The organism is Micromonospora sp. NPDC004336 (genome assembly GCF_053602615.1).
Window position 1 is genome coordinate 1 of sequence record NZ_JBSGDY010000132.1, and the last position, 18,113, is coordinate 18,113.

Annotated in this window: 18 protein-coding genes; 10 read left to right on the forward strand and 8 right to left on the reverse strand. The window is 74.8% G+C overall.

Annotation, left to right across the window (positions count from 1 at the left end; all coding sequences use genetic code 11):
* Window positions 1-118: 118 nt before the first annotated feature.
* Window positions 119-631, reverse strand: coding sequence for a LytR C-terminal domain-containing protein (locus ACWENR_RS22915; protein ID WP_452279041.1), 513 nt, complete (start codon window positions 629-631; stop codon window positions 119-121).
* A gap of 434 nt (window positions 632-1,065) precedes the next feature.
* Here ACWENR_RS22915 and ACWENR_RS22920 point away from each other — a divergent pair, with 434 nt between their 5' ends.
* Together ACWENR_RS22920 and ACWENR_RS22925 are read left to right on the forward strand one after the other, a co-directional pair.
* Entirely contained in the window at window positions 1,066-1,362 is a 297-nt protein-coding gene (locus tag ACWENR_RS22920; RefSeq protein WP_007075406.1) for a DUF4193 domain-containing protein, read from the forward strand.
* A gap of 135 nt (window positions 1,363-1,497) precedes the next feature.
* Window positions 1,498-2,475 carry a hypothetical protein gene (locus ACWENR_RS22925; RefSeq protein ID WP_452279027.1) on the forward strand — a complete coding sequence of 326 codons (978 nt, stop codon included), beginning with the start codon at window positions 1,498-1,500 and terminating at the stop codon, window positions 2,473-2,475.
* Window positions 2,476-2,504: 29 nt separating this feature from the next.
* Here ACWENR_RS22925 and ACWENR_RS22930 read toward each other — a convergent pair whose 3' ends face one another.
* Window positions 2,505-3,005, reverse strand: coding sequence for a DUF3093 domain-containing protein (locus ACWENR_RS22930; protein WP_452279042.1), 501 nt, complete (start codon window positions 3,003-3,005; stop codon window positions 2,505-2,507).
* Window positions 3,006-3,095: 90 nt separating this feature from the next.
* Here ACWENR_RS22930 and dut point away from each other — a divergent pair, with 90 nt between their 5' ends.
* From dut to ACWENR_RS22950, 4 genes are all read left to right on the forward strand, one after another.
* Window positions 3,096-3,650, forward strand: a complete 555-nt coding sequence (gene dut, locus ACWENR_RS22935; protein ID WP_452279028.1) for a dUTP diphosphatase — start codon at window positions 3,096-3,098, stop codon at window positions 3,648-3,650.
* A 25-nt stretch (window positions 3,651-3,675) separates the two neighbouring features.
* A complete protein-coding gene (locus ACWENR_RS22940; protein ID WP_452279029.1) occupies window positions 3,676-4,347 on the forward strand; it encodes a DUF3710 domain-containing protein in 672 nt (223 codons plus the stop codon).
* Between the two features lie 126 nt (window positions 4,348-4,473).
* Window positions 4,474-4,854: an OB-fold nucleic acid binding domain-containing protein gene (locus ACWENR_RS22945; protein ID WP_091096453.1), complete on the forward strand. Its 381-nt coding sequence runs from the start codon at window positions 4,474-4,476 to the stop codon at window positions 4,852-4,854.
* 31 nt (window positions 4,855-4,885) lie between these two features.
* Window positions 4,886-5,569 (forward strand): DUF3159 domain-containing protein, encoded by a 684-nt coding sequence (locus ACWENR_RS22950; RefSeq protein ID WP_452279030.1) that lies wholly within the window; start codon window positions 4,886-4,888, stop codon window positions 5,567-5,569.
* A gap of 140 nt (window positions 5,570-5,709) precedes the next feature.
* On the opposite strand, the gene ACWENR_RS22955 is transcribed toward ACWENR_RS22950, so the two are convergent.
* Window positions 5,710-6,399, reverse strand: coding sequence for a potassium channel family protein (locus ACWENR_RS22955; RefSeq protein ID WP_452279031.1), 690 nt, complete (start codon window positions 6,397-6,399; stop codon window positions 5,710-5,712).
* 2 nt (window positions 6,400-6,401) lie between these two features.
* On the reverse strand, window positions 6,402-7,067 hold the full coding sequence (locus ACWENR_RS22960) for a potassium channel family protein (protein ID WP_452279032.1): 666 nt from the start codon (window positions 7,065-7,067) through the stop codon (window positions 6,402-6,404).
* Between the two features lie 163 nt (window positions 7,068-7,230).
* Here ACWENR_RS22960 and ACWENR_RS22965 point away from each other — a divergent pair, with 163 nt between their 5' ends.
* The 4 genes from ACWENR_RS22965 (at window position 7,231) to dxs (ending at window position 13,786) form a co-directional block, all read left to right on the forward strand.
* On the forward strand, window positions 7,231-9,306 hold the full coding sequence (locus ACWENR_RS22965) for an APC family permease (RefSeq protein ID WP_452279033.1): 2,076 nt from the start codon (window positions 7,231-7,233) through the stop codon (window positions 9,304-9,306).
* A complete protein-coding gene (locus ACWENR_RS22970; protein ID WP_452279034.1) occupies window positions 9,303-10,562 on the forward strand; it encodes a class I SAM-dependent RNA methyltransferase in 1,260 nt (419 codons plus the stop codon). Before ACWENR_RS22965 ends, ACWENR_RS22970 begins: the two co-directional genes overlap by 4 nt.
* A gap of 4 nt (window positions 10,563-10,566) precedes the next feature.
* Window positions 10,567-11,733: an anhydro-N-acetylmuramic acid kinase gene (locus tag ACWENR_RS22975; RefSeq protein ID WP_452279035.1), complete on the forward strand. Its 1,167-nt coding sequence runs from the start codon at window positions 10,567-10,569 to the stop codon at window positions 11,731-11,733.
* 103 nt (window positions 11,734-11,836) lie between these two features.
* On the forward strand, window positions 11,837-13,786 hold the full coding sequence (gene dxs, locus ACWENR_RS22980; protein ID WP_452279036.1) for a 1-deoxy-D-xylulose-5-phosphate synthase: 1,950 nt from the start codon (window positions 11,837-11,839) through the stop codon (window positions 13,784-13,786).
* Between the two features lie 386 nt (window positions 13,787-14,172).
* On the opposite strand, the gene ACWENR_RS22985 is transcribed toward dxs, so the two are convergent.
* From ACWENR_RS22985 to ACWENR_RS23000, 4 genes are all read right to left on the reverse strand, one after another.
* Window positions 14,173-14,628 carry a pyridoxamine 5'-phosphate oxidase family protein gene (locus ACWENR_RS22985; protein ID WP_452279037.1) on the reverse strand — a complete coding sequence of 152 codons (456 nt, stop codon included), beginning with the start codon at window positions 14,626-14,628 and terminating at the stop codon, window positions 14,173-14,175.
* A gap of 448 nt (window positions 14,629-15,076) precedes the next feature.
* Window positions 15,077-15,484, reverse strand: a complete 408-nt coding sequence (locus ACWENR_RS22990; protein WP_452279038.1) for a helix-turn-helix transcriptional regulator — start codon at window positions 15,482-15,484, stop codon at window positions 15,077-15,079.
* 392 nt (window positions 15,485-15,876) lie between these two features.
* Window positions 15,877-16,287: a VOC family protein gene (locus tag ACWENR_RS22995; RefSeq protein WP_452279039.1), complete on the reverse strand. Its 411-nt coding sequence runs from the start codon at window positions 16,285-16,287 to the stop codon at window positions 15,877-15,879.
* Between the two features lie 232 nt (window positions 16,288-16,519).
* Window positions 16,520-17,713 (reverse strand): hypothetical protein, encoded by a 1,194-nt coding sequence (locus ACWENR_RS23000; RefSeq protein WP_452279040.1) that lies wholly within the window; start codon window positions 17,711-17,713, stop codon window positions 16,520-16,522.
* Between the last annotated feature and the right edge of the window lie 400 nt (window positions 17,714-18,113).

Here is an 18,113-nt window from a genome sequence, read left to right on the forward strand (position 1 = left end):
TCTCTGCGAGCGGACGGAGCCGGAACGTACGACCCGTGCGTGGGCGCCGCGCGAGGCGGGCCGGAGGCCTCCGGCCGCGCGGGGGCGCCGCGCGGCCGGACGGGTACGCCGCCTCCGGTCAGTCCCCGCGCATCGGGCAGGAGCCGTCGTGCGCCTGCGGCGGCCCGAGGTCGGCCAGGGACTGGTTGACCTCGGTGGTGGTGGCCAGCTGCTGGAAGCCGCTGCCGAGCACCACGTCGACCACGTCGTCGGTGCGCTTGGCGTCGTACTCGTACTCGGCCTCGTCGAGGAAGTACGCCCGCAGCAGGTGCGCCGAGCCGACGCCCTTCGGGCCGTAGCGCAGCACGGCGACGTCGTCGATCTGCTTCTTCTCGTCGGCGGTCTTCTTCACCTGGAACTTGCGGTTGCGGAAGTCGTCGGCGATGGCGCCGGCCAGGCCGATCCGGTCGGTGCCGTTGAACACATTGATCTTGACGTCCTTGGGCTCGCGCAGGGTCACGTCGGCGAGTGGCCAGCCCTCCGGGCATCCTCCGGCGAGACTGGCCTCGCCCTGGGTGTCGCGTACCAGCGCGACCACCACGAAGACCAGGGCCAGCACCGCCAGCAGGCCGACGACAACGAGTGCTCGCACTCGCGCAAAGCTCATCAGGGCGCTCCCCGGACAGTGGTGGGTGGCGGCGGCCGTCGGCGGTCGGGCCGCCCCGCCGGCCGTCGAGTACGCCGCTGAGGTTAACGGTTGTCCGACCGTCGCGTGGAAACAGTCCGACATGCCGGCGCGCCATCCGGGAACCGGGTACTACTACCCCTATCTTCGTGTCGCCTGAGTCACATTGGGAACAACTTCGCGTGCGGGGGCGTACATCTCAGCCACGAGGGCGGTATACATGCCTCGCCCAAAGGGGGGGTATGGTTCCGCGCTCGCTGGGGGTTCCTCCGGGGGGTCTCCGTCCGTGCTGTCTTCGGGTCGGGTGACCGACACAAGTGGTGGCCGGCCAGCGGAACCGAAACAGCGTCGTCCGGCGTTACAACCGGAAGCGACAACATCGATATGGGAGAGTGAAACCGATGGCCACCGACTACGACGCTCCGCGTCGCGACGAGGTCGACCTCGGCGAGGACAGCCTGGAAGAGCTCAAGGCTCGGCGCGTCGACTCACAGTCCGGCGCCGTGGACGTCGACGAGGCCGAGGTGGCCGAGAGCTTCGAGCTGCCCGGCGCCGACCTGGCCGACGAGGAGCTCACCGTCAAGGTGCTGCCGATGCAGCAGGACGAGTTCCGGTGCGCCCGGTGCTTCCTGGTGCACCACCGCAGTCAGTTGGCGGTCGAGCGCAACGGCGAGCTGATCTGCCGCGAGTGCGTCTGACGCCACGCCCGCTCCAGCGGCGGCTCCATCGCGGGGCCGCCGCTGCCCGAGTCGCCGTGCGGTACGTCGGGGGACCTGCTTGACTCGTGACGGGTGACCGCCACATCGGCGTCAGTCCATCCGGGAGGTCGACCCATGAGTGAGCGGAGCGAGTCGCGGGGCGCGGACACCACCCGCGCCGAGGACGTGCCCGACCGCGCCCCGGGCCCGGCCGACGACGCCGTGCACCGGCCGGGCGCGGGTGACGGCGCCGGGCCACAGCCGGGTGCGGGTGAGGACCGCGTGCCCGGGCCGGGCGACGGCGCTGTGTCCGAGCCAGGCACCGGCGACGGCGGCGTGTCCGGGTCGGGCGCCGACGACGAGCTCGGTGCCACCGTCGCCGCGCTGACCGCCGACGACATCGGCACGTCGCGCCGGCGGCAACTGCTCGGCCGGCTCGCCGGTCAGGCGCGGGCGCGCGGGCTGGGTGACCTGTTCAAGCCGCGCAGAGCCGTCCGTTGGATGGCCGACACGGTCGCCGAGATCGCCCCGCACGTGCCCGTACGCGACCTGGCCACCCTGCGCCGCCACTTCGACGGGCTGGAGGGCGAGGCGCTGGCCGAGCGGCTGGTCCGCAACGCCGCGCGGACGACGGCGGGGATCGGCGCCGCGGGCGGGGGCGTCGCCGCGGTCGAGTGGGCGGTCGCCCCGGCCCTGCTCTCCGCGCCGGTCCTGCTGGCCGCCGAGACGGTCGCCGTGGTCGCCGTCGAGCTCAAGCTCATCGGCGAGCTGCACGAGGTCTACGGGGTGCCGGTGCCGACCGGCGGTACCCAGCGGGCGGTCGCGCTGGTGCAGTCCTGGGCCGGCCAGCGCGGGATCAACCCGATGATGCCCGGGGTCGGGGTGGGCGCGGTGCTCGGCACCGCCGCCCGCAAGGAACTGCGGGACATGCTGCTCAAGCGCTTCGGCCGCAACCTGACCACGCTCGGCCCCTTCCTCACCGGGGCGGCGGTGGCGAGCTACCTCAACCGCCGGGCCACCCGGACGATGGCCGACCAGCTGCGCGGCGAGCTGCGCCGTCAGTCGGCCGCCCTGCCCGGCGGCCGACCGGCCCTGCCCGGCGGCAGCGCCTGACCGCCCAGGACCGCGACGGGCGCGGTGGCTCAGGGGCGGGCGGCGTCGCGGGCGGCCAGGACCGCCTCGGCCAGCTCGACGGGGTGGCGGGTGCTGACCACCCAGAACGGGGTGGGGTCGGCCGGGTCGTCGAGCACCACCTGGACGGCGCCCGGGACCCACGGCCGCTGCACCACGAACGCCAGCGGGTCGGACCCGACGCCGAGCACCTCGCGCCGGCCGGCGGCGTCCAGCGGGACGACGTCGGCGACGTACCGGACCGGCAGGCGGGCGTCGTCGACCCGCAGCTCGCCGTCGCGTACCGCGATCCGGATCCGGCCCAGCCAGGCCATGCCGGCGACGGCCGCCGGCAGCAGCACCGCGAACGGCAGCCAGGCCCGCACGCCGGGCGCGCCCATCCACAGCTCCACGGCCAGCAGCGCGGCCGCGGCCAGCCCGCCCAGCCACAGCCACCAGGGCAGGCTGAGCCGCTCGGTGTGCTCCGGGGGCGCCGCGACGGGCGGCGCCGGGGACGACGAGGACGGCGACATGCTCACTCCTGCCAGGGTACGGCGCACGGCGGCCGGCGGAACCGGCAGGATGTCAGGGTCACCCCACGAACCGGACGGAAGAGGGGAACCGTGACCGACGTCGTACCCGTGCCCGTACGGCAGCTCGACCCGGAGCTGCCGCTGCCGGCGTACGCCCATCCCGGTGACGCCGGGGCCGACCTGGTGGCCGCCGCGGACGTCGAGCTGCCGCCCGGCGGCCGGGCCCTGGTCCCGACCGGCGTGGCCATCGCGTTGCCCGAGGGCTACGTGGGTCTGGTCCACCCCCGTTCGGGGCTCGCGGCCCGACTCGGCGTGACGGTGCTCAACGCGCCCGGTACGGTCGACGCCGGCTACCGGGGTGAGATCCTGGTCAACCTGATCAATCATGATCGGGAGGTGCCGGCGAAGATCTCCCGTGGCGATCGGATCGCCCAGCTCGTTGTCCAGCGGGTGGCGCGGGCGGATTTCCAGCCGGTGGCCGAGCTGCCCGCGTCCCGGCGCGGGACCGGCGGGCACGGCTCCACCGGCGGACACGCCGGCCTGGTGGCGTCCCCGGCGGACGTGCCGGCGCCGGGCGTGCCCGCCGGCCGGCGGGACGAGCCGCACCGGGCGGGCGGACGGACGGAAGAAGAGGTGGCAGGGTGAGTGCGAACAGCGGAGGGTTGGCGCAGTGATCTTCTCCCGTAAGCGGGACGATGCCCGACGGAACGCTCGTGACGAGCGGACGACCGAGGTCCTCGACTCTCCCGGGCCGGCGGCGCCGGCGCGCGGCCCGTACGACGTCTCGGAGGCACCCTCCGACGTGCCGCGGCTCGACCTGGGCAGCCTGCAGATCCCGGCGGTGCGCGACGTCGAGGTGCGGGTGCAGGCCGACCCGGAGGGCGTGATCCAGCAGGTCGTGCTGGTGCACGGCGAGAACGCGCTCCAGCTCGGCGTCTTCGCCGCGCCGCGCTCCGAGGGCATCTGGGACGAGGTGCGCGAGGAGATCCGCCAGTCGTTGTTCAACGACGGCGCGGCGGCCCAGGAGGTCCAGGGCGAGTACGGCACGGAGCTGCACGCCCGGGTGCGCACTCCGGACGGCATCACCGACCTGCGCTTCGTCGGCATCGACGGGCCGCGCTGGATGGTCCGCGGCGTCTACCAGGGTGCGGCGGCGACGAACCCGGCCGCCGCCGGGCCGCTCGCCGAGTGCCTCGACGGGCTCGTGGTCGACCGGGGCCAGGAGGCGAAGCCGGTGCGCGAGCCGCTGCCGCTGCGCCTGCCCCGCGACGTCGCCGACCAGGCCGGCGCCGGCGCGTCGGCCCAGGGCGGCAACCCCGCTCCCGGGCCCCGCGAGGCCTGACCGGAGTCACCGCAGGAGCCGGGGCCGGCCCCGTCGGCGTACGCTGGCGGGACGGTCCCGGCGTCGCCGGGCGCCTGGCCCGAGCCGGCACCTGCCGGCCAGCGTGGAGAGGGTGACGCGGAGGTCATGTCGACCGACGAGGACCGGGGCTCGTTGCGCCGGATGCTGCGCCGGCTCACGGCGAGCGAGGCGGAGATCGAGGCGCAGGAGCTGCTCCGGGAGAGCGCCGAGCACGGTGGCGTGCCGGCCGGGCAGTGCATGCGCGGCCAGGTGGTCTCGGTCTCCGGGCGGCTGCGCACGGTGGTCTACACCCCGCGCACCAACCTGCCCACGCTGGAGGCGGACCTCTACGACGGCAGTGACGTGGTCACCCTGGTCTGGCTGGGCCGGCGGCACATCGCCGGCATCGAGCCGGGCCGGCACCTGACCGCCCGGGGGCGGGTCGCCGTGCGCGACGACCGCAAGGTCATCTACAACCCGTACTACGAGCTGGAACCGCCGAAGTGACCCGGTGGGCGCGGCGGACGGAAGGCGTGCGATGACGACCGGACAGCACCGGGCGGCCCAGCCGGAGAGCGGCCCGGAGGACGAGGAGCAGCTGCCCACCCTCGCCGAGCAGATGGCCGACCAGCTCGGCGGCTGGCGCGGCCTCGTCGAGTCCAGCATCCCGGTCGTCGTCTTCGTGGTGGCCAACATCGTCGGCGAGCTGCGGCCCGCCGTGATCGCCGCGGTGGCGGTGGCGCTGGTGATCGCCGGGCTCCGGCTGGCCCAGCGGCGGCCGGTGCGGCACGCGGTCAACGGGCTCGTCGGCATCGCCGTCGGCGCGGCGATCGCCTGGCGCACCGGCGACGAGCGCGACTTCTACCTCCCCGGCATCCTCTACGGCATCGGCTACGGCCTGGCCCTGCTGGTCTCGGCGGCGATCCGGCAGCCCCTGGTGGGGTGGATCTGGTCGGTGCTGGTGGCCAAGGGCCGTTCCGAGTGGCGCGACGACCCGCGCCTGGTGCGCACCTTCACCGGGCTGACCGTGCTCTGGGGCGTGGTCTGGCTGGCCAAGGTGGGCGTCCAGGCGGCGCTCTACCTCGCCCACCAGGACACGGCGCTCGGCGTGGCGCGGCTGGCGCTGGGCTACCCGCCGTACGTGCTGCTGCTGCTGATCACGGTCTGGACGGTCCGGCGGGTCACCCGGGAGACGCAGCCCGAGGCGCTGCCCGGCGGCTGACCGCCGCGCTCGCCGCGCGGCCGACCGCCCCTCCCAGGGCCGCCCTCAGCCCGCCGCGCGGGGCCGCCCTCAGCCCGCCGCGCGGGCGGGGCCGGGCGGTGCGCTCAGCCCTCAGCCCGCCGCAGGGCCGGGCGTCGCCCTCAGCGCTGCCCGCGGGTGCGCTCCACGCTGTCGGGCCCGAGCACCACCGCGCGGACGGTGTCCTCGACCTCGGCGGTGCAGACGAAGATCAACTCGTCGCCGGCCTCCAGCGGGTCGTCCGGGCTGGGCACCAGCACCCGCTTGCCGCGCAGGATCGCCACCAGCGCGGAGTCGCGCGGCAGCGGCACCGCGTGCAGCGGCTGCCCGACGTACGGCGCGGTCGGCGGCAGGGTGATCTCGACGAGGTTCGCCTCGCCCTGCCGGAAGGTCATCAGCCGGACCAGGTCGCCGACGGTGACCGCCTCCTCGACCAGGGCGGCCATCACCCGCGGCTTGCTCACCGCGACGTCGACGCCCCACTGCTCGGTGAAGAGCCACTCGTTCTCGGCGCGGTTGACGCGGGCCACCACCCGGGGCACCGCGAACTCGGTCTTGGCCAGCAGGGAGACCACCAGGTTGACCTTGTCGTCGCCGGTGGCCGCGACCACCACGTCGCAGCCGGCGAGGTTGGCCTCCTCCAGGCTGGCCAGCTCGCACGCGTCGGCCAGCACCCACTCCGCGGCCGGCACCCGGTCGGGCCGCAGCATCTTGGGCTGGCGCTCGATCAACATCACCTGGTGGCCGTTGTCGATCAGCTCCTGGGCGATCGAGCGGCCCACGTTGCCGGCGCCGGCGATGGCGATGCGCATGCTCAGAGCCCTCCTTCCGGCGGCGTCGCCGCCACCGACGTGACCGACCCCGCGATGTCGTCGGTGACCAGCATGAAGATCTGGTCACCCTCCTGCACGACGCTGGAGACGGTCGGCAGCGTCCCGATGCCGAAGCGGATCAGGTAGGCCACCCGGGCTCCCGTCGCCTCCTCCAGGGTGCGCAACGACCGGCCGACCCAGTCCTTGTGCACGGGCACCTCGACGATCGACACCGTGCTCGTCGGGTCGCGGAAGATCTCCACGTTCCCCTCCGGCACCAGGTGCCGCAGCATCCGGTCGGCGGTCCACCGGACGGTCGCCACGGTCGGGATGCCGAGGCGCTCGTAGACCTGGGCCCGGCGCTGGTCGTAGATGCGGGCCGCGACGCGGGACACGCCGAACGTCTCGCGGGCCAGCCGGGCCGAGATGATGTTGGAGTTGTCGCCGCTGGAGACCGCCGCGAAGGCGTCCGCCCGCTCGATGCCGGCCTGCCGGAGCACCTCGCCGTCGAAACCGGCGCCCGTGACCGTGATGCCGGCGAACTCGGGGCCGAGCCGGCGGAAGGCGTCCGAGTCGTGGTCGATCACCGCGACCGAGTGACCCCGGGACTCCAGGCTGTGGGCGAGGGTCGAGCCGACCCGGCCACAACCCATGATCACGACATGCACCGCGTCCCTCCTCAAGGTGCGCAACCGCCCGACCGGTGAGCGTGCCGTCTGCGAGCCTGCCATGCCGCCGGCGGGGGCGGGGACCGACGGTACCCCGCCGGTGCGCGGCCGCGTGCTCGGCCACCCCGCGGCCACCGCCCGGGTGGTCGTACTCTTGGCGGTTGTGGCCAGACCCACCTCGCTGCTGAAGCGGCTGCTCCTCGGTCGACCGTTCCGGTCCGACCGGCTCAAGCACACGTTGCTGCCCAAGCGCATCGCGCTGCCCGTCTTCGCGTCCGACGCGCTCTCCAGCGTGGCGTACGCGCCGGACGAGATCCTGCTGACCCTCTCCATCGCGGGCGCCTCGGCGTTCTTCTTCTCGCCGTGGATCGCCCTGGCGGTCGTGGTGGTGATGCTCACCGTCGTCGCCAGCTACCGGCAGAACGTGCACGCCTACCCCTCGGGCGGCGGCGACTACGAGGTCGCCACCGTCAACCTGGGCCCCCGCGCCGGCGTGGGGGTGGCCAGTGCCCTGCTGGTCGACTACGTGCTGACGGTCGCCGTCTCGGTCTCCTCCGGCGTGGCCAACCTGGGCTCGGTGGTGCCGTACGTGGCCACCCACAAGGTGCTGATCGCGGTCTGCGCCGTGGTGCTGCTCACCGCGGTCAACCTGCGCGGCCTGCGGGAGTCCGGCACCGCCTTCGCGATCCCCACCTACGGCTTCATCATCGTGATGGTCGGGATGCTGCTCACCGGCCTGGTCCGGGTCTTCGTGCTCGGCGACGACCTGCGCGCCCCCAGCGCCGACCTGGTGATCCAGGCCGAGCACAGCGTGACCGGCTTCGCCCTGGTCTTCCTGCTGCTGCGGACGTTCTCCTCGGGCTGCGCGGCGCTGACCGGCGTGGAGGCGATCTCCAACGGGGTGCCGGCGTTCAAGGCGCCGAAGAGCCGCAACGCCGCCACCACGCTGCTGCTGCTCGGCACCATCTCGGTGGCGATGCTGGTCGGCATCATCTGGCTGTCCCGGCTCACCGGCCTGCAGTTCGTCGAGGACCCGGAGCTGCAGATCGTCTCCGGCCCCGAGGGGTACGTGCAGAAGACCGTCACCACCCAGCTCGGCGAGACGGTCTTCGGCTCCGGCTCCGCGCTGCTCTACGTGGTGGCCGGGATCACCGCGCTGATCCTCTTCCTGGCCGCGAACACCGCGTTCAACGGCTTCCCGGTGCTCGGCTCGATCCTCGCCCAGGACCGCTACCTGCCCCGGCAGCTGCACACCCGGGGCGACCGGCTGGCCTTCTCCAACGGCATCCTCTTCCTGGCCGTCGCCGCGATCGTGCTGATCGTCGGCTTCCAGGCCGAGGTGACCCGGCTCATCCAGCTCTACATCGTCGGCGTCTTCGTCTCGTTCACGCTCTCCCAGGCGGGCATGATCCGGCACTGGAACCGGCACCTGAGGACCGCGCGGGACCCGCAGGCGCGCCGGCGGATGCTCCGGTCCCGGGCGATCAACGCCTTCGGCATGGCGATGACCGGCACGGTGCTGGTGATCGTGCTGATCACCAAGTTCCTGCTCGGGGCGTGGATCGCGATCGCCGCGATGGCGGTGATCTACGTGCTGATGCTGGCCATCCGCCGGCACTACGACCGGGTCGCGGAGGAGCTGACCCCGCCGGACGAGGGCCGCGCCGTGCTGCCCGCCCGCAACCACGCCGTGGTGCTGGTCAGCAAGCTGCACAAGCCGACGCTGCGGGCCATCGCGTACGCCCGGGCGACCCGGCCGGACACGCTGACCGCGGTGACCGTCAACGTCGACGACAAGGACACCCGGGAGTTGCAGGCCGAGTGGGAGCGGCGGGACCTGCCGGTCCCGCTGACCGTGGTCGACTCCCCGTACCGGGAGATCACCCGCCCGATCCTCGACTTCGTGGCCGGCGTCCGCCGGGAGTCGCCCCGCGACGTGGTCACGGTCTTCATCCCCGAGTACGTGGTGGGGCGCTGGTGGGAGAACCTGTTGCACAACCAGAGCGCGCTGCGGCTCAAGGGCCGGCTGCTCTTCGAGCCGGGCGTGATGGTGACGAGCGTGCCGTGGCAGCTCGCCTCGACGGCCACGAAGGACCTGGACCGGCTGGACGCGACGCTGAGCCGGGGACCGGCCCGCGGCCCCCGGGTCGCCCCGCGCGGCACCCTGCCGCCGAGCGTCCCGCCCGTCGTGTCCGCGCCGCCCGGCGAGGGCGGCCCGAGTGGTGGAGGCGAGCGGTGACCGGGGCACGTGACGGCCGAGGTCTGGAGGAGGCCGAGCGGGTCGAGTTGACCGTCGGGGCGGTCGCCCCGGGCGGGCACTGCGTCGCCCGGGTGGACGGCCAGGTGGTCTTCGTCCGGCACGCGCTGCCCGGCGAGCGGGTGGTCGCCGAGGTCACCGAGGTGCACAAGGGCTTCGTCCGGGCCGACGCGGTCACGGTGCTCCAGGCCGCCCCGGACCGCGTCGAGCAGCCCTGCCCGTACGCGAAGCCGGGTCGCTGCGGCGGTTGCGACCTGCAGCACGTCGCCCCCGCCGCCCAGCTCGACTGGAAGGCCGCGGTGGTCCGCGAGCAGCTCACCCGCCTGGGCGGGCTGACCGACGCGGAGGTGGACGCCCTGGGCGTCCGGGTCGAGGCGCTGCCCGGCGGGCCGCTCGGCTGGCGCTCCCGGGTCCGGTACGCCGTCGACGGGGCCGGCCGGGCCGGGCTGCTCAAGCACCGCTCGCACGAGGTGGTGCCGATCGACCGCTGCCTGATCGCCCACCCGGCGATCCGGGAACTGCCCGTGCTGGCCCCGAGCGGGGCGCGCTGGCCGGACGCGGACGCGGTCGAGACGGTCGCCTCCACCGGCGGGGACGTGGCGGTGACCGCCGTCGCCGACGGGGTGCCGCGCCCGGTGAGCGGCCCGGAGCGGGTCCGCGAGGTCGCCGCCGGCCGGGAGTGGGCGCTGCCCGCCTCGTCGTTCTGGCAGGTCCACCCGGCCGCCGCCGACACCCTGGTCGACGCCGTGCTGGAGCTGGCCGACCCGCGTGCGGGGGAGCGCGCCTGGGACCTCTACGGCGGGGCGGGGCTCTTCGCCGCCGCACTGGCCGGCCGGGTCGGCGACGCCGGCCGGGTCACCCTCGTGGAGTCGGCCGAGCAGGGCGTCGCCGCGGCGCGGGAGAACCTGCGCGACCTGTCCCGCGTCGAGATCGTGCCGGCCCGGGTGGAGGCCGCGCTCGCCCGTCGCCGGATCACCGGCCCGGTCGACGTGGTGGTGCTGGACCCGCCGCGCTCCGGCGCGGGCGCCCGGGTGGTGCGGGACGTGGTGGCCGCCGGCCCGCGCGCGGTCGCGTACGTGGCCTGCGATCCGGCCGCCTTCGCCCGCGACGTGCGCACCTTCACCGGGCTGGGCTGGCGGCTGGCCGGGCTGCGCGGCTTCGACCTGTTCCCGATGACCCAGCACGTCGAGCTGGTGGGTCTGCTCCTGCCGCCCGGGGCGAGCGGACCGCTAGCCTGACCCGATGAAGATCGTCGGGTTGATGTCGGGGACCTCGTACGACGGGGTGGACGTGGCCGCCGCCGAGTTCACCGTCGAGGGCGACACGCTGTGGCTGCGCCCGCTGGGGCACCGCGGGCTCGACTACGACGACGCGCTGCGCGCCGAGATCGGCGCGCTGCTGCCGCCCGGGAACACGACGATCGAGGCGGTCTGCCGGCTCGACAACCGCCTCGGCGAGGTCTTCGCCGAGGCGGCGGCGGTCGGGGTCGAGCTGGCCGGCGGCGCGGCCGACGCGGTGGTCTCCCCGGGGCAGACCGTCTTCCACTGGGTCGCCGACGGCCGGGCGCACGGCACCCTGCAACTGGGCGCGGTCGCGCGGGTGGCCGCCCGGGTCGGCGTACCCGTGCTGAGCGACCTGCGCTCGGCGGACGTCGCCGCCGGCGGGCAGGGCGCGCCCCTGGTCCCGGCGTTCGACGCGCTGCTGCTCGACCCGGCCGACGGCGCCGCCCCGCGCGCCGCGCTCAACCTGGGCGGCATCGCCAACCTCACGGTCCTCGCGCCGGGCGCGCCGGTGCTCGGGTACGACGTCGGGCCCGCCAACGCGCTGCTCGACGCGGCGGCCCGCCGCCTGCTGGGCCGGCCCTGCGACCTCGACGGCGCCCGCGCGGCGGCCGGTCGGGTGCACCCCGGCCTGCTGGCGGCGCTGCTCGCCGAGCCGTACTACGCGGAGCCGCCGCCCAAGTCGACCGGCAAGGAACTGTTCCACGCCGGCTACCTGGACGCCCGGCTGGCCGCCCTCGGCGAGGCGGTGCCGGCCGACGACGTGCTCGCCACCCTCACCGAGCTGACCGCCCGGGTGGTGGCCGCCGAGTGCGACCGGCACGGCGTGACGGAGGTGGTCGCCGCCGGCGGCGGGGTGCGCAACCCGACGCTGACCGGCCGGCTGGCCGCGCTCGGGTCGGGCCGGTGGCGGCTGCGCACCACCGACGAGCTGGGCGTGCCCGCGCAGGCCAAGGAGGCGTACGCGTTCGCGCTACTGGGCTGGCTCTCCTGGCACGGGCTGCCCGGCGCGCTGCCGTCGGTGACCGGCGCCACCCGAGCCGCCGTGCTGGGCTCCTGGACCCCGTCCGGGCCGGCGTTCCGGGGCGCGCCGGCCGCCGCCCCCCGCCGGCTGCGGATCCGCGGCTGACGGGAGCGAACCGGGGTCTGACCGGGCGCTCAGCGCCCCCGGCGGGGCGGGGATCGTCCCGGCCAGACTGCGGACTGTGCGACGGCCGATAGACTCTTCCGTCATGAGTGTTGAAGAGGACACGGTCCACCACGCCGGGCTGCTGGCCACCGTCCGGGGTCCGCAGGACGTCAAGCGGATGTCCGCCGAGGAACTGGACATCCTCGCCGCCGAGATCCGTGACTTCCTGATCGCCAAGGTCTCCCGCACCGGCGGCCACGTCGGCCCCAACCTGGGCGTGGTCGAGCTGACGCTGGCCATGCACCGCGTCTTCGACTCGCCGCGCGACCGGCTCCTGTTCGACACCGGCCACCAGGCGTACGTGCACAAGATCCTCACCGGCCGGCAGGCCGGCTTCGACAGGCTGCGCCAGCGCGGCGGGCTCTCCGGCTACCCGAGCCAGGCCGAGAGCGAGCACGACCTCATCGAGAACTCGCACGCCTCCACCGCCCTGTCCTACGCCGACGGCCTGGCCAAGGCGTACGCGCTGCGGGGCGAGCAGCGTAGCGTCGTGGCGGTGGTCGGCGACGGCGCGCTCACCGGCGGCATGTGCTGGGAGGCGCTGAACAACATCGCCACCGCCGGCAACCCGCTCGTGATCGTGGTCAACGACAACGGCCGGTCGTACGCGCCGACCATCGGCGGCCTCGCCGACCACCTCTCCTCGCTGCGGCTCAACCCCGGCTACGAGAAGGTGCTCGACACCGTCAAGGACGCCCTCGGCTCCACCCCGCTGGTCGGCAGGCCGATGTACGAGGTGCTGCACGCCGTCAAGAAGGGCATCAAGGACGCCGTCGCCCCGCAGGCCATGTTCGAGGACCTCGGCATCAAGTACGTCGGCCCGGTCGACGGCCACGACGTGACCGCGGTCGAGTCGGCGCTGCGCGCGGCGAAGCACTTCGGCGGCCCGGTGATCGTGCACGCCGTCACCCGCAAGGGCTACGGCTACCGCCCGGCCGAGGAGGACGAGGCCGACTGCCTGCACGGCCCGGGCGCGTTCGACGCCGAGAGCGGCAAGTCGCTGGCCGCCCCGTCGGTCAAGTGGACCCACGTCTTCGCCGACGAGCTGGTCGCGATCGCCGACGAGCGGCCCGACGTGGTGGGCATCACCGCCGCGATGGCCGAGCCGACCGGCATCGCCAAGCTCGCCCGCAAGCACCCGAACCGGGTCTACGACGTGGGCATCGCCGAGCAGCACGCGGCCACCTCGGCCGCCGGCCTGGCGCTCGGCGGGCTGCACCCCGTGGTGGCGGTCTACGCGACCTTCCTCAACCGCGCCTTCGACCAGGTCCTGCTGGACGTGGCGATGCACCGGCTGCCGGTGACCTTCGTGCTGGACCGGGCCGGCATCACCGGCCCCGACGGGCCGAGCCACTACGGCATGTGGGACATGTCCGTCTTCGGCGTCGTGCCGGGCCTGCGGATCGCCGCGCCCCGCGACGCCGCCACCCTGCGCGAGGAGCTGCGCGAGGCGGTCGCCGTCGACGACGGCCCCACCATCGTCCGGTTCCCGACCGGCGCCGTCGCCGCCGACCTGCCGGCCGTGCGCCGGGTCGGCACGGTCGACGTGCTGGCCGAGTCCGCGCGTACCGACGTGCTGCTGGTCGCGGTCGGCTCCTTCGGGCAACTCGGCATGGAGGTGGCCGCCCGGGTCGCCGAGCAGGGCTACGGCGTCACCGTGGTCGACCCCCGCTGGGTCCGCCCGGTCCCGGCCGAGCTGGTCGAGCTGGCCGCCGGGCACCGGCTCGTGGTCACCGTCGAGGACGGCGTCCGCGTCGGCGGCGTCGGCGACGCCCTCGCCCAGGCGATGCGCGACGCCGACGTCCGGGTGCCGCTGAAGGACCTGGGCGTACCGGCCGACTGGCACCCGCACGGCACCCGCGCGCAGATCCTCGCGGACCTCGGCCTGACCGCGCAGGACGTGGCCCGCGACGTCACCGGCTGGATCTCCCGGCTGGACGTCGAGCCCGTCGAGCCGGTCATCGCCGCCGACGACGCCACCGCGCAGAGCTGACGTACCGCACGACGGCGGGCGGCCCGGTGGGCTGCCCGCCGTCGGTGTCTCCGCCCTACCGCCGCGCCGACTCCCGTCGGACACCTGCGCTCGGCCGACGGCGTTCCGCGCGCCGCCCGGCCGGGTGCGTCGATCTGCGGCAGCCGAGTGTCTCGGGTACGGCGGCCGGCCGTGCGTGGGTGCTCGGAGCGGTGGTCGAATGTCTCGTGCGCGGTGGCCGGCCCCGCCGTGCGTGGGTTGCTCCGGGGCGGCGGTCGCCGGCCGAGTGTCTCGGGTGTGGCCGTGCGCGGGTGCTCGGAGCGGCGGTCGGATGTCTCGGGTGTGGCGGCCGGCCGTGTGTGGGGTGCTCCGGGGCGGCGGTCGCCGGGCGAGTGCTCGCGCGGCGGTCAGCCGAGCCAGCGGCCGTCGCGCATGAGGACCCGTCCGCGCAGTTCGTTCGCCTCCCGCCAGGCCTGGACGCGTCGCGGCCGGATCCGGAAGTACTGGTAGCGCTCGTCCAGCTCGCGCGGGTCGAAGCCGGTCCTGGCGGCGAACGCGTCGCCCGTCCCCGGGTCGAGGTCGGCGAGGTCCACCGGCTCCGCGGTGCCGTCGACGATGACGACGTCGCGCGTCGGCCCGAGGCTGAGACGCACCCGGGCGTCGGCGAGCAGGTTGCGTGCGGTGACCGAGGTGCGCGGCGTCGAGACGAGGAACGCGGTGCCGTCCCAGAGGTACGACAGCGGCACCAGGTGGACGCCGTCCGGGGAGCCCGCCGAAGCGACCCAGAGGTCGATCTCGTTCTCCAGCTTCGCGCGGGTGTCCCGCAGCCTCTCCTCGAGCCCACGCGGCGGGGCGTCCGTCATGCTTCCTCCAGTCACGTCGTGGAAGCCCTCCCCCTGGGAAGGCTCACCGGTCAATCGGTCCGCCGGCGGCGACCCCCGTCGTCGACGGTGTGGCCGCCCCATCGAGGTCTGCCCCCGCTGCCGGCGGTCGGGTCTGCCCCCGCTGCCGGCGGTCAGGGCTGCTCCCGCTGCCCGCAGTCGGGGTCGCCCCCGTTGTCGGCGGTCGGGCTGTCCTGTCGTCGGTGGTCGGGCTGTCCGGTGGTCGGGGTCGCCCTCGTTGTCGGTGGTCGGGCTGTCCTGTTGTTGGTAGTCGGGGTCGCCCCTGTTGTCGGCGGTCGAGCTGTCCTGTTGTCGGTGTCGGGGCTGCTCCCCGTCGTTGGTGGTCGGGACTGTCTCGTCGTCGGCTCGTGGGCTGGGCCGGTGGCAGCGGCGTCCGGGCAGGCCGCGACGAGTCGTCGCTCGTCACACGTCAGGGCGTGGGTGCCAGCGTAACGACGCCGTCTCCCTGGGCCGCCCGGCGCCGGTAGAGGCCGGGCGGCATGCCGACCAGCACGGTGAAGCGGGCGCGGAAGGCGCCGGGCGAGGAGCAGCCGACCGCGAGGCAGACCTCGGCGACGCTGAGGTCGCCGCGACGCAGCAGCGCCATGGCCCGCTCGACGCGGCGCGCCATCAGGTATCCGTACGGCGAGGTGCCGTAGGCGAGCCGGAACTGGCGGCTCAGGTGACCGGCCGGCATCTGCGCCTCGCGGGCGAGGGCCTCGACGTCCAGCGGCTGCGCGTACCGGCGGTCGATGCGGTCACGGACGCGACGCAGCCGGGCGAGGTCGCGTAGGCGCTGCGCCGCGAGGCGTGCGCGCCCCCACGAGGGGTGGCACATGGGGAACTCCTTCCGTCGGGTCCGCGCGAGCGGCGTGGCGAGGGCGTGGCATGGCGTGGTGGGGCGGGGCATGGCGTGGCTGGGCATCGCGGGGCGAGGGCATGGCGTGGCGGGGCGGAGCGTGGCGTGGCATGGCTGGCCATGGCGTGGCGGGGCGAGAGCGTGGCGTGGCTGGGCGGGGACATGACGTGGCGGGGGAGTGGCGTGGCTGGGCGGGGGCATGGCGTGGCTGGGGCGTGGCATGGCGGGGCGGGGCGGCGCGAGCACCTGGATCACCTGGCGGTCGCGGGGCGGGGTGCGGGCAGATGTCGGTGTCCGGCGCAGGGCGTCACGGCCGGGCGGCGAACCAGGCGGCCCGGAAGGCGTGCGTTCCCGTCGGGGAACCGGACCGCTCAGCGAAGCTGCTGGATGCGGACCAGGTTGCCCGCGGGGTCGCGGAAGGCGCAGTCGCGGATGCCGTACGGCTGCTCGGTCGGCTCCTGGACGACCTCGGCGTCGCCCGCCTGCAGTCGCTCGAAGGTGCCGTCGAGGTCCCGGGTCGACAGCAGGATCCAGCCGTAGGTGCCCTTGGCCATCATCTCGGTGATGGTGCGGCGCTCGTCCTCGGTGATCCCGGGGTCGGCGGCCGGCGGCGCCAGGAGGATGGACGTGCCGGGCTGACCGGCGGGGCCGACCGTGATCCAGCGCATCCTGCCCTGCCCGACGTCGCTGCGGACCTCGAAGCCGAGTACGTCGCGGTAGAACGCCACTGACGCGTCCGGGTCGACGTGCGGAAGGAAACACGTGTGGATGGTGATGTCCATGCCGGTCACGCTAGCCACGCCCCGACCCCCACGCTTCTCGATTCCTGACCGCCTACCTCCCCACCCCACCCCTCCCGCCCTCTCCCGCCCCCGCCCACCCTTGTGCGTCGATCTTGCACTTTCGGCCCTCGATATGCCTCGGATGCCCGTTGTGCCGGGGCAGAAAGTGCAAGATCGACGAGGCGAGGGGCGAGGGGGCGAGGGGCGAGGGGGAGGGCGGGGGGAGGGAGGGTTAGTGGGGGGTTAGGGAGCGGTAGTGGGTTTTTTCCGGGCCGGCCAGGCTGAACGTCTCCGAGCGGGTCGGCATCGGCACCACGACGAGGCCCGGGCGGTCCACCAGGCGCGGGGTGTCCGGCGGCGTCGACAGCGAGCTGTCCCGGGTGGCCCGCCAGCTCAGCACCCCCAGCGGCTGGCCGGGCACCGGCAGGGCGTACGCCTGCAGCGGGTTGGACCGGTCGGCGGCGGAGACCAGCGGCGCGCCACCGTCGGAGGGGCGGTAGACCACGGCGGTCATCGTCCCGTCGGCGGTCTCCCAGCTGAGCTGCTCCAACTCCGCCGGCTCGCCGCCGCCGAGGGCGACCTCGCCCAGTGTGCGGATGGCCAGCTTCGCCATCGGCCAGGACGACGGTACCGAACGCGGCGCGTCCCGGTCGCCGATGCGGCGGGGGACGCTGCCGAACGGGCCCTCCTCGCCGGCGAGTACGCAGGTGTCGAGCCCCTTGAGGGCCCGCTTGCCGGAGCCGCTCTCGTCGCGGACGAGGGGATAGCGCGGGTCGGTGGTGCCGGTGCCCAGGTCGAGCAACCGGTCGGCGGCCCGGCCCCGGGGCAGCGACTCGGTCGCCCTCAGCGTGGCGGTCACCCCGACGGCCCGACAGGCCGGCACGTCCACCGGCTCGGTGAGGCCGTCGACGTTGCGCAGCGCGCGGCCGTCCGGCCCGAGCAGGCGTTCCACCCGGCTCGACGTCAGGTAGCGCCGCCCTGCCTCGGTTTGCACGGGCAGCACGTCGGAGTAGACCAGGTAGCCGGGGTCGGTGTACTCGGCGGCGCGGGTGACCGAGTATCGGCCGCCCTCGGCGGTGACCTGGAGCAGCCAGGAGGCGCTCTCACCGGGTACGTCCGCCGCCACCAGGACCAGCGGCGCGCCGTCCACCTCGCCCGACCAGAGGATCCCGGAGGTGGGCAGGTGGACCCGGTCGTCGGCCGGCGAGCGCCAGTCGCGCACCACGTCGGTGACCGCCGCGGTCACGGCGGCGTCGTTCGCGAGCGCGCCCCGCGCCGGCCAGACGGTCAGGTCGCCGTCCCGGCTGTCGTACCCGACCCGCAGGTCGTCGGGCTGCCGATCGGCGACCGGGCCGCACGCCGTCACGGCGAGCAGCAGGGTCAGCAGTGTGGTGGCCGTGCTGCCGCGCCGGCGGACTGGAGCCACCTGTACCCCCCCCTCGATCGCCTCAGCCGTGGTCTTACGGAAAGCGCCATAGTACGAGATGTCCGATCACCCGGATGCGGCACCTCGTCGGCGCGTCCGGCGCGGTTCGGGGCGGCCCGGGCGACACGCGCCACAGAGGACAGCGCCGTGGTTTCAGGGCGAATGTCCCGCTCGGGTAGACTCCGCCGACTGTGACGCCTGCCGAGACCCGCGCCGAATCCTCGCCGGAATCCGACGCCAGCGCGGCCTCCGCGTCCAGCCCCGCCGCCCGCGCCGCGGTCGGCGACGACGTCGGCCGTACACCGAGCAGAGGCGGCCGTACGCCGAACGGCGGCGGCCGTGCGCCGAGCGGAGGCGCCCCCGCGCAGGCCAACCGGGCCTCCGCGTCGGCCGACGCCGC

Coding starts and splice junctions, on each gene's coding strand:
- ACWENR_RS22930 (WP_452279042.1), bottom strand. CDS start 3,005: ATGTCGCCGTCCTCGTCGTCCCCGGCGCCGCCCGTCGCGGCGCCCCCG.
- dxs (WP_452279036.1), top strand. CDS start 11,837: ATGAGTGTTGAAGAGGACACGGTCCACCACGCCGGGCTGCTGGCCACC.
- ACWENR_RS22955 (WP_452279031.1), bottom strand. CDS start 6,399: ATGCGCATCGCCATCGCCGGCGCCGGCAACGTGGGCCGCTCGATCGCC.
- ACWENR_RS22945 (WP_091096453.1), top strand. CDS start 4,474: ATGTCGACCGACGAGGACCGGGGCTCGTTGCGCCGGATGCTGCGCCGG.
- ACWENR_RS22925 (WP_452279027.1), top strand. CDS start 1,498: ATGAGTGAGCGGAGCGAGTCGCGGGGCGCGGACACCACCCGCGCCGAG.
- ACWENR_RS22950 (WP_452279030.1), top strand. CDS start 4,886: ATGACGACCGGACAGCACCGGGCGGCCCAGCCGGAGAGCGGCCCGGAG.
- ACWENR_RS22920 (WP_007075406.1), top strand. CDS start 1,066: ATGGCCACCGACTACGACGCTCCGCGTCGCGACGAGGTCGACCTCGGC.
- ACWENR_RS22985 (WP_452279037.1), bottom strand. CDS start 14,628: ATGACGGACGCCCCGCCGCGTGGGCTCGAGGAGAGGCTGCGGGACACC.
- ACWENR_RS22995 (WP_452279039.1), bottom strand. CDS start 16,287: ATGGACATCACCATCCACACGTGTTTCCTTCCGCACGTCGACCCGGAC.
- ACWENR_RS22975 (WP_452279035.1), top strand. CDS start 10,567: ATGAAGATCGTCGGGTTGATGTCGGGGACCTCGTACGACGGGGTGGAC.
- ACWENR_RS22990 (WP_452279038.1), bottom strand. CDS start 15,484: ATGTGCCACCCCTCGTGGGGGCGCGCACGCCTCGCGGCGCAGCGCCTA.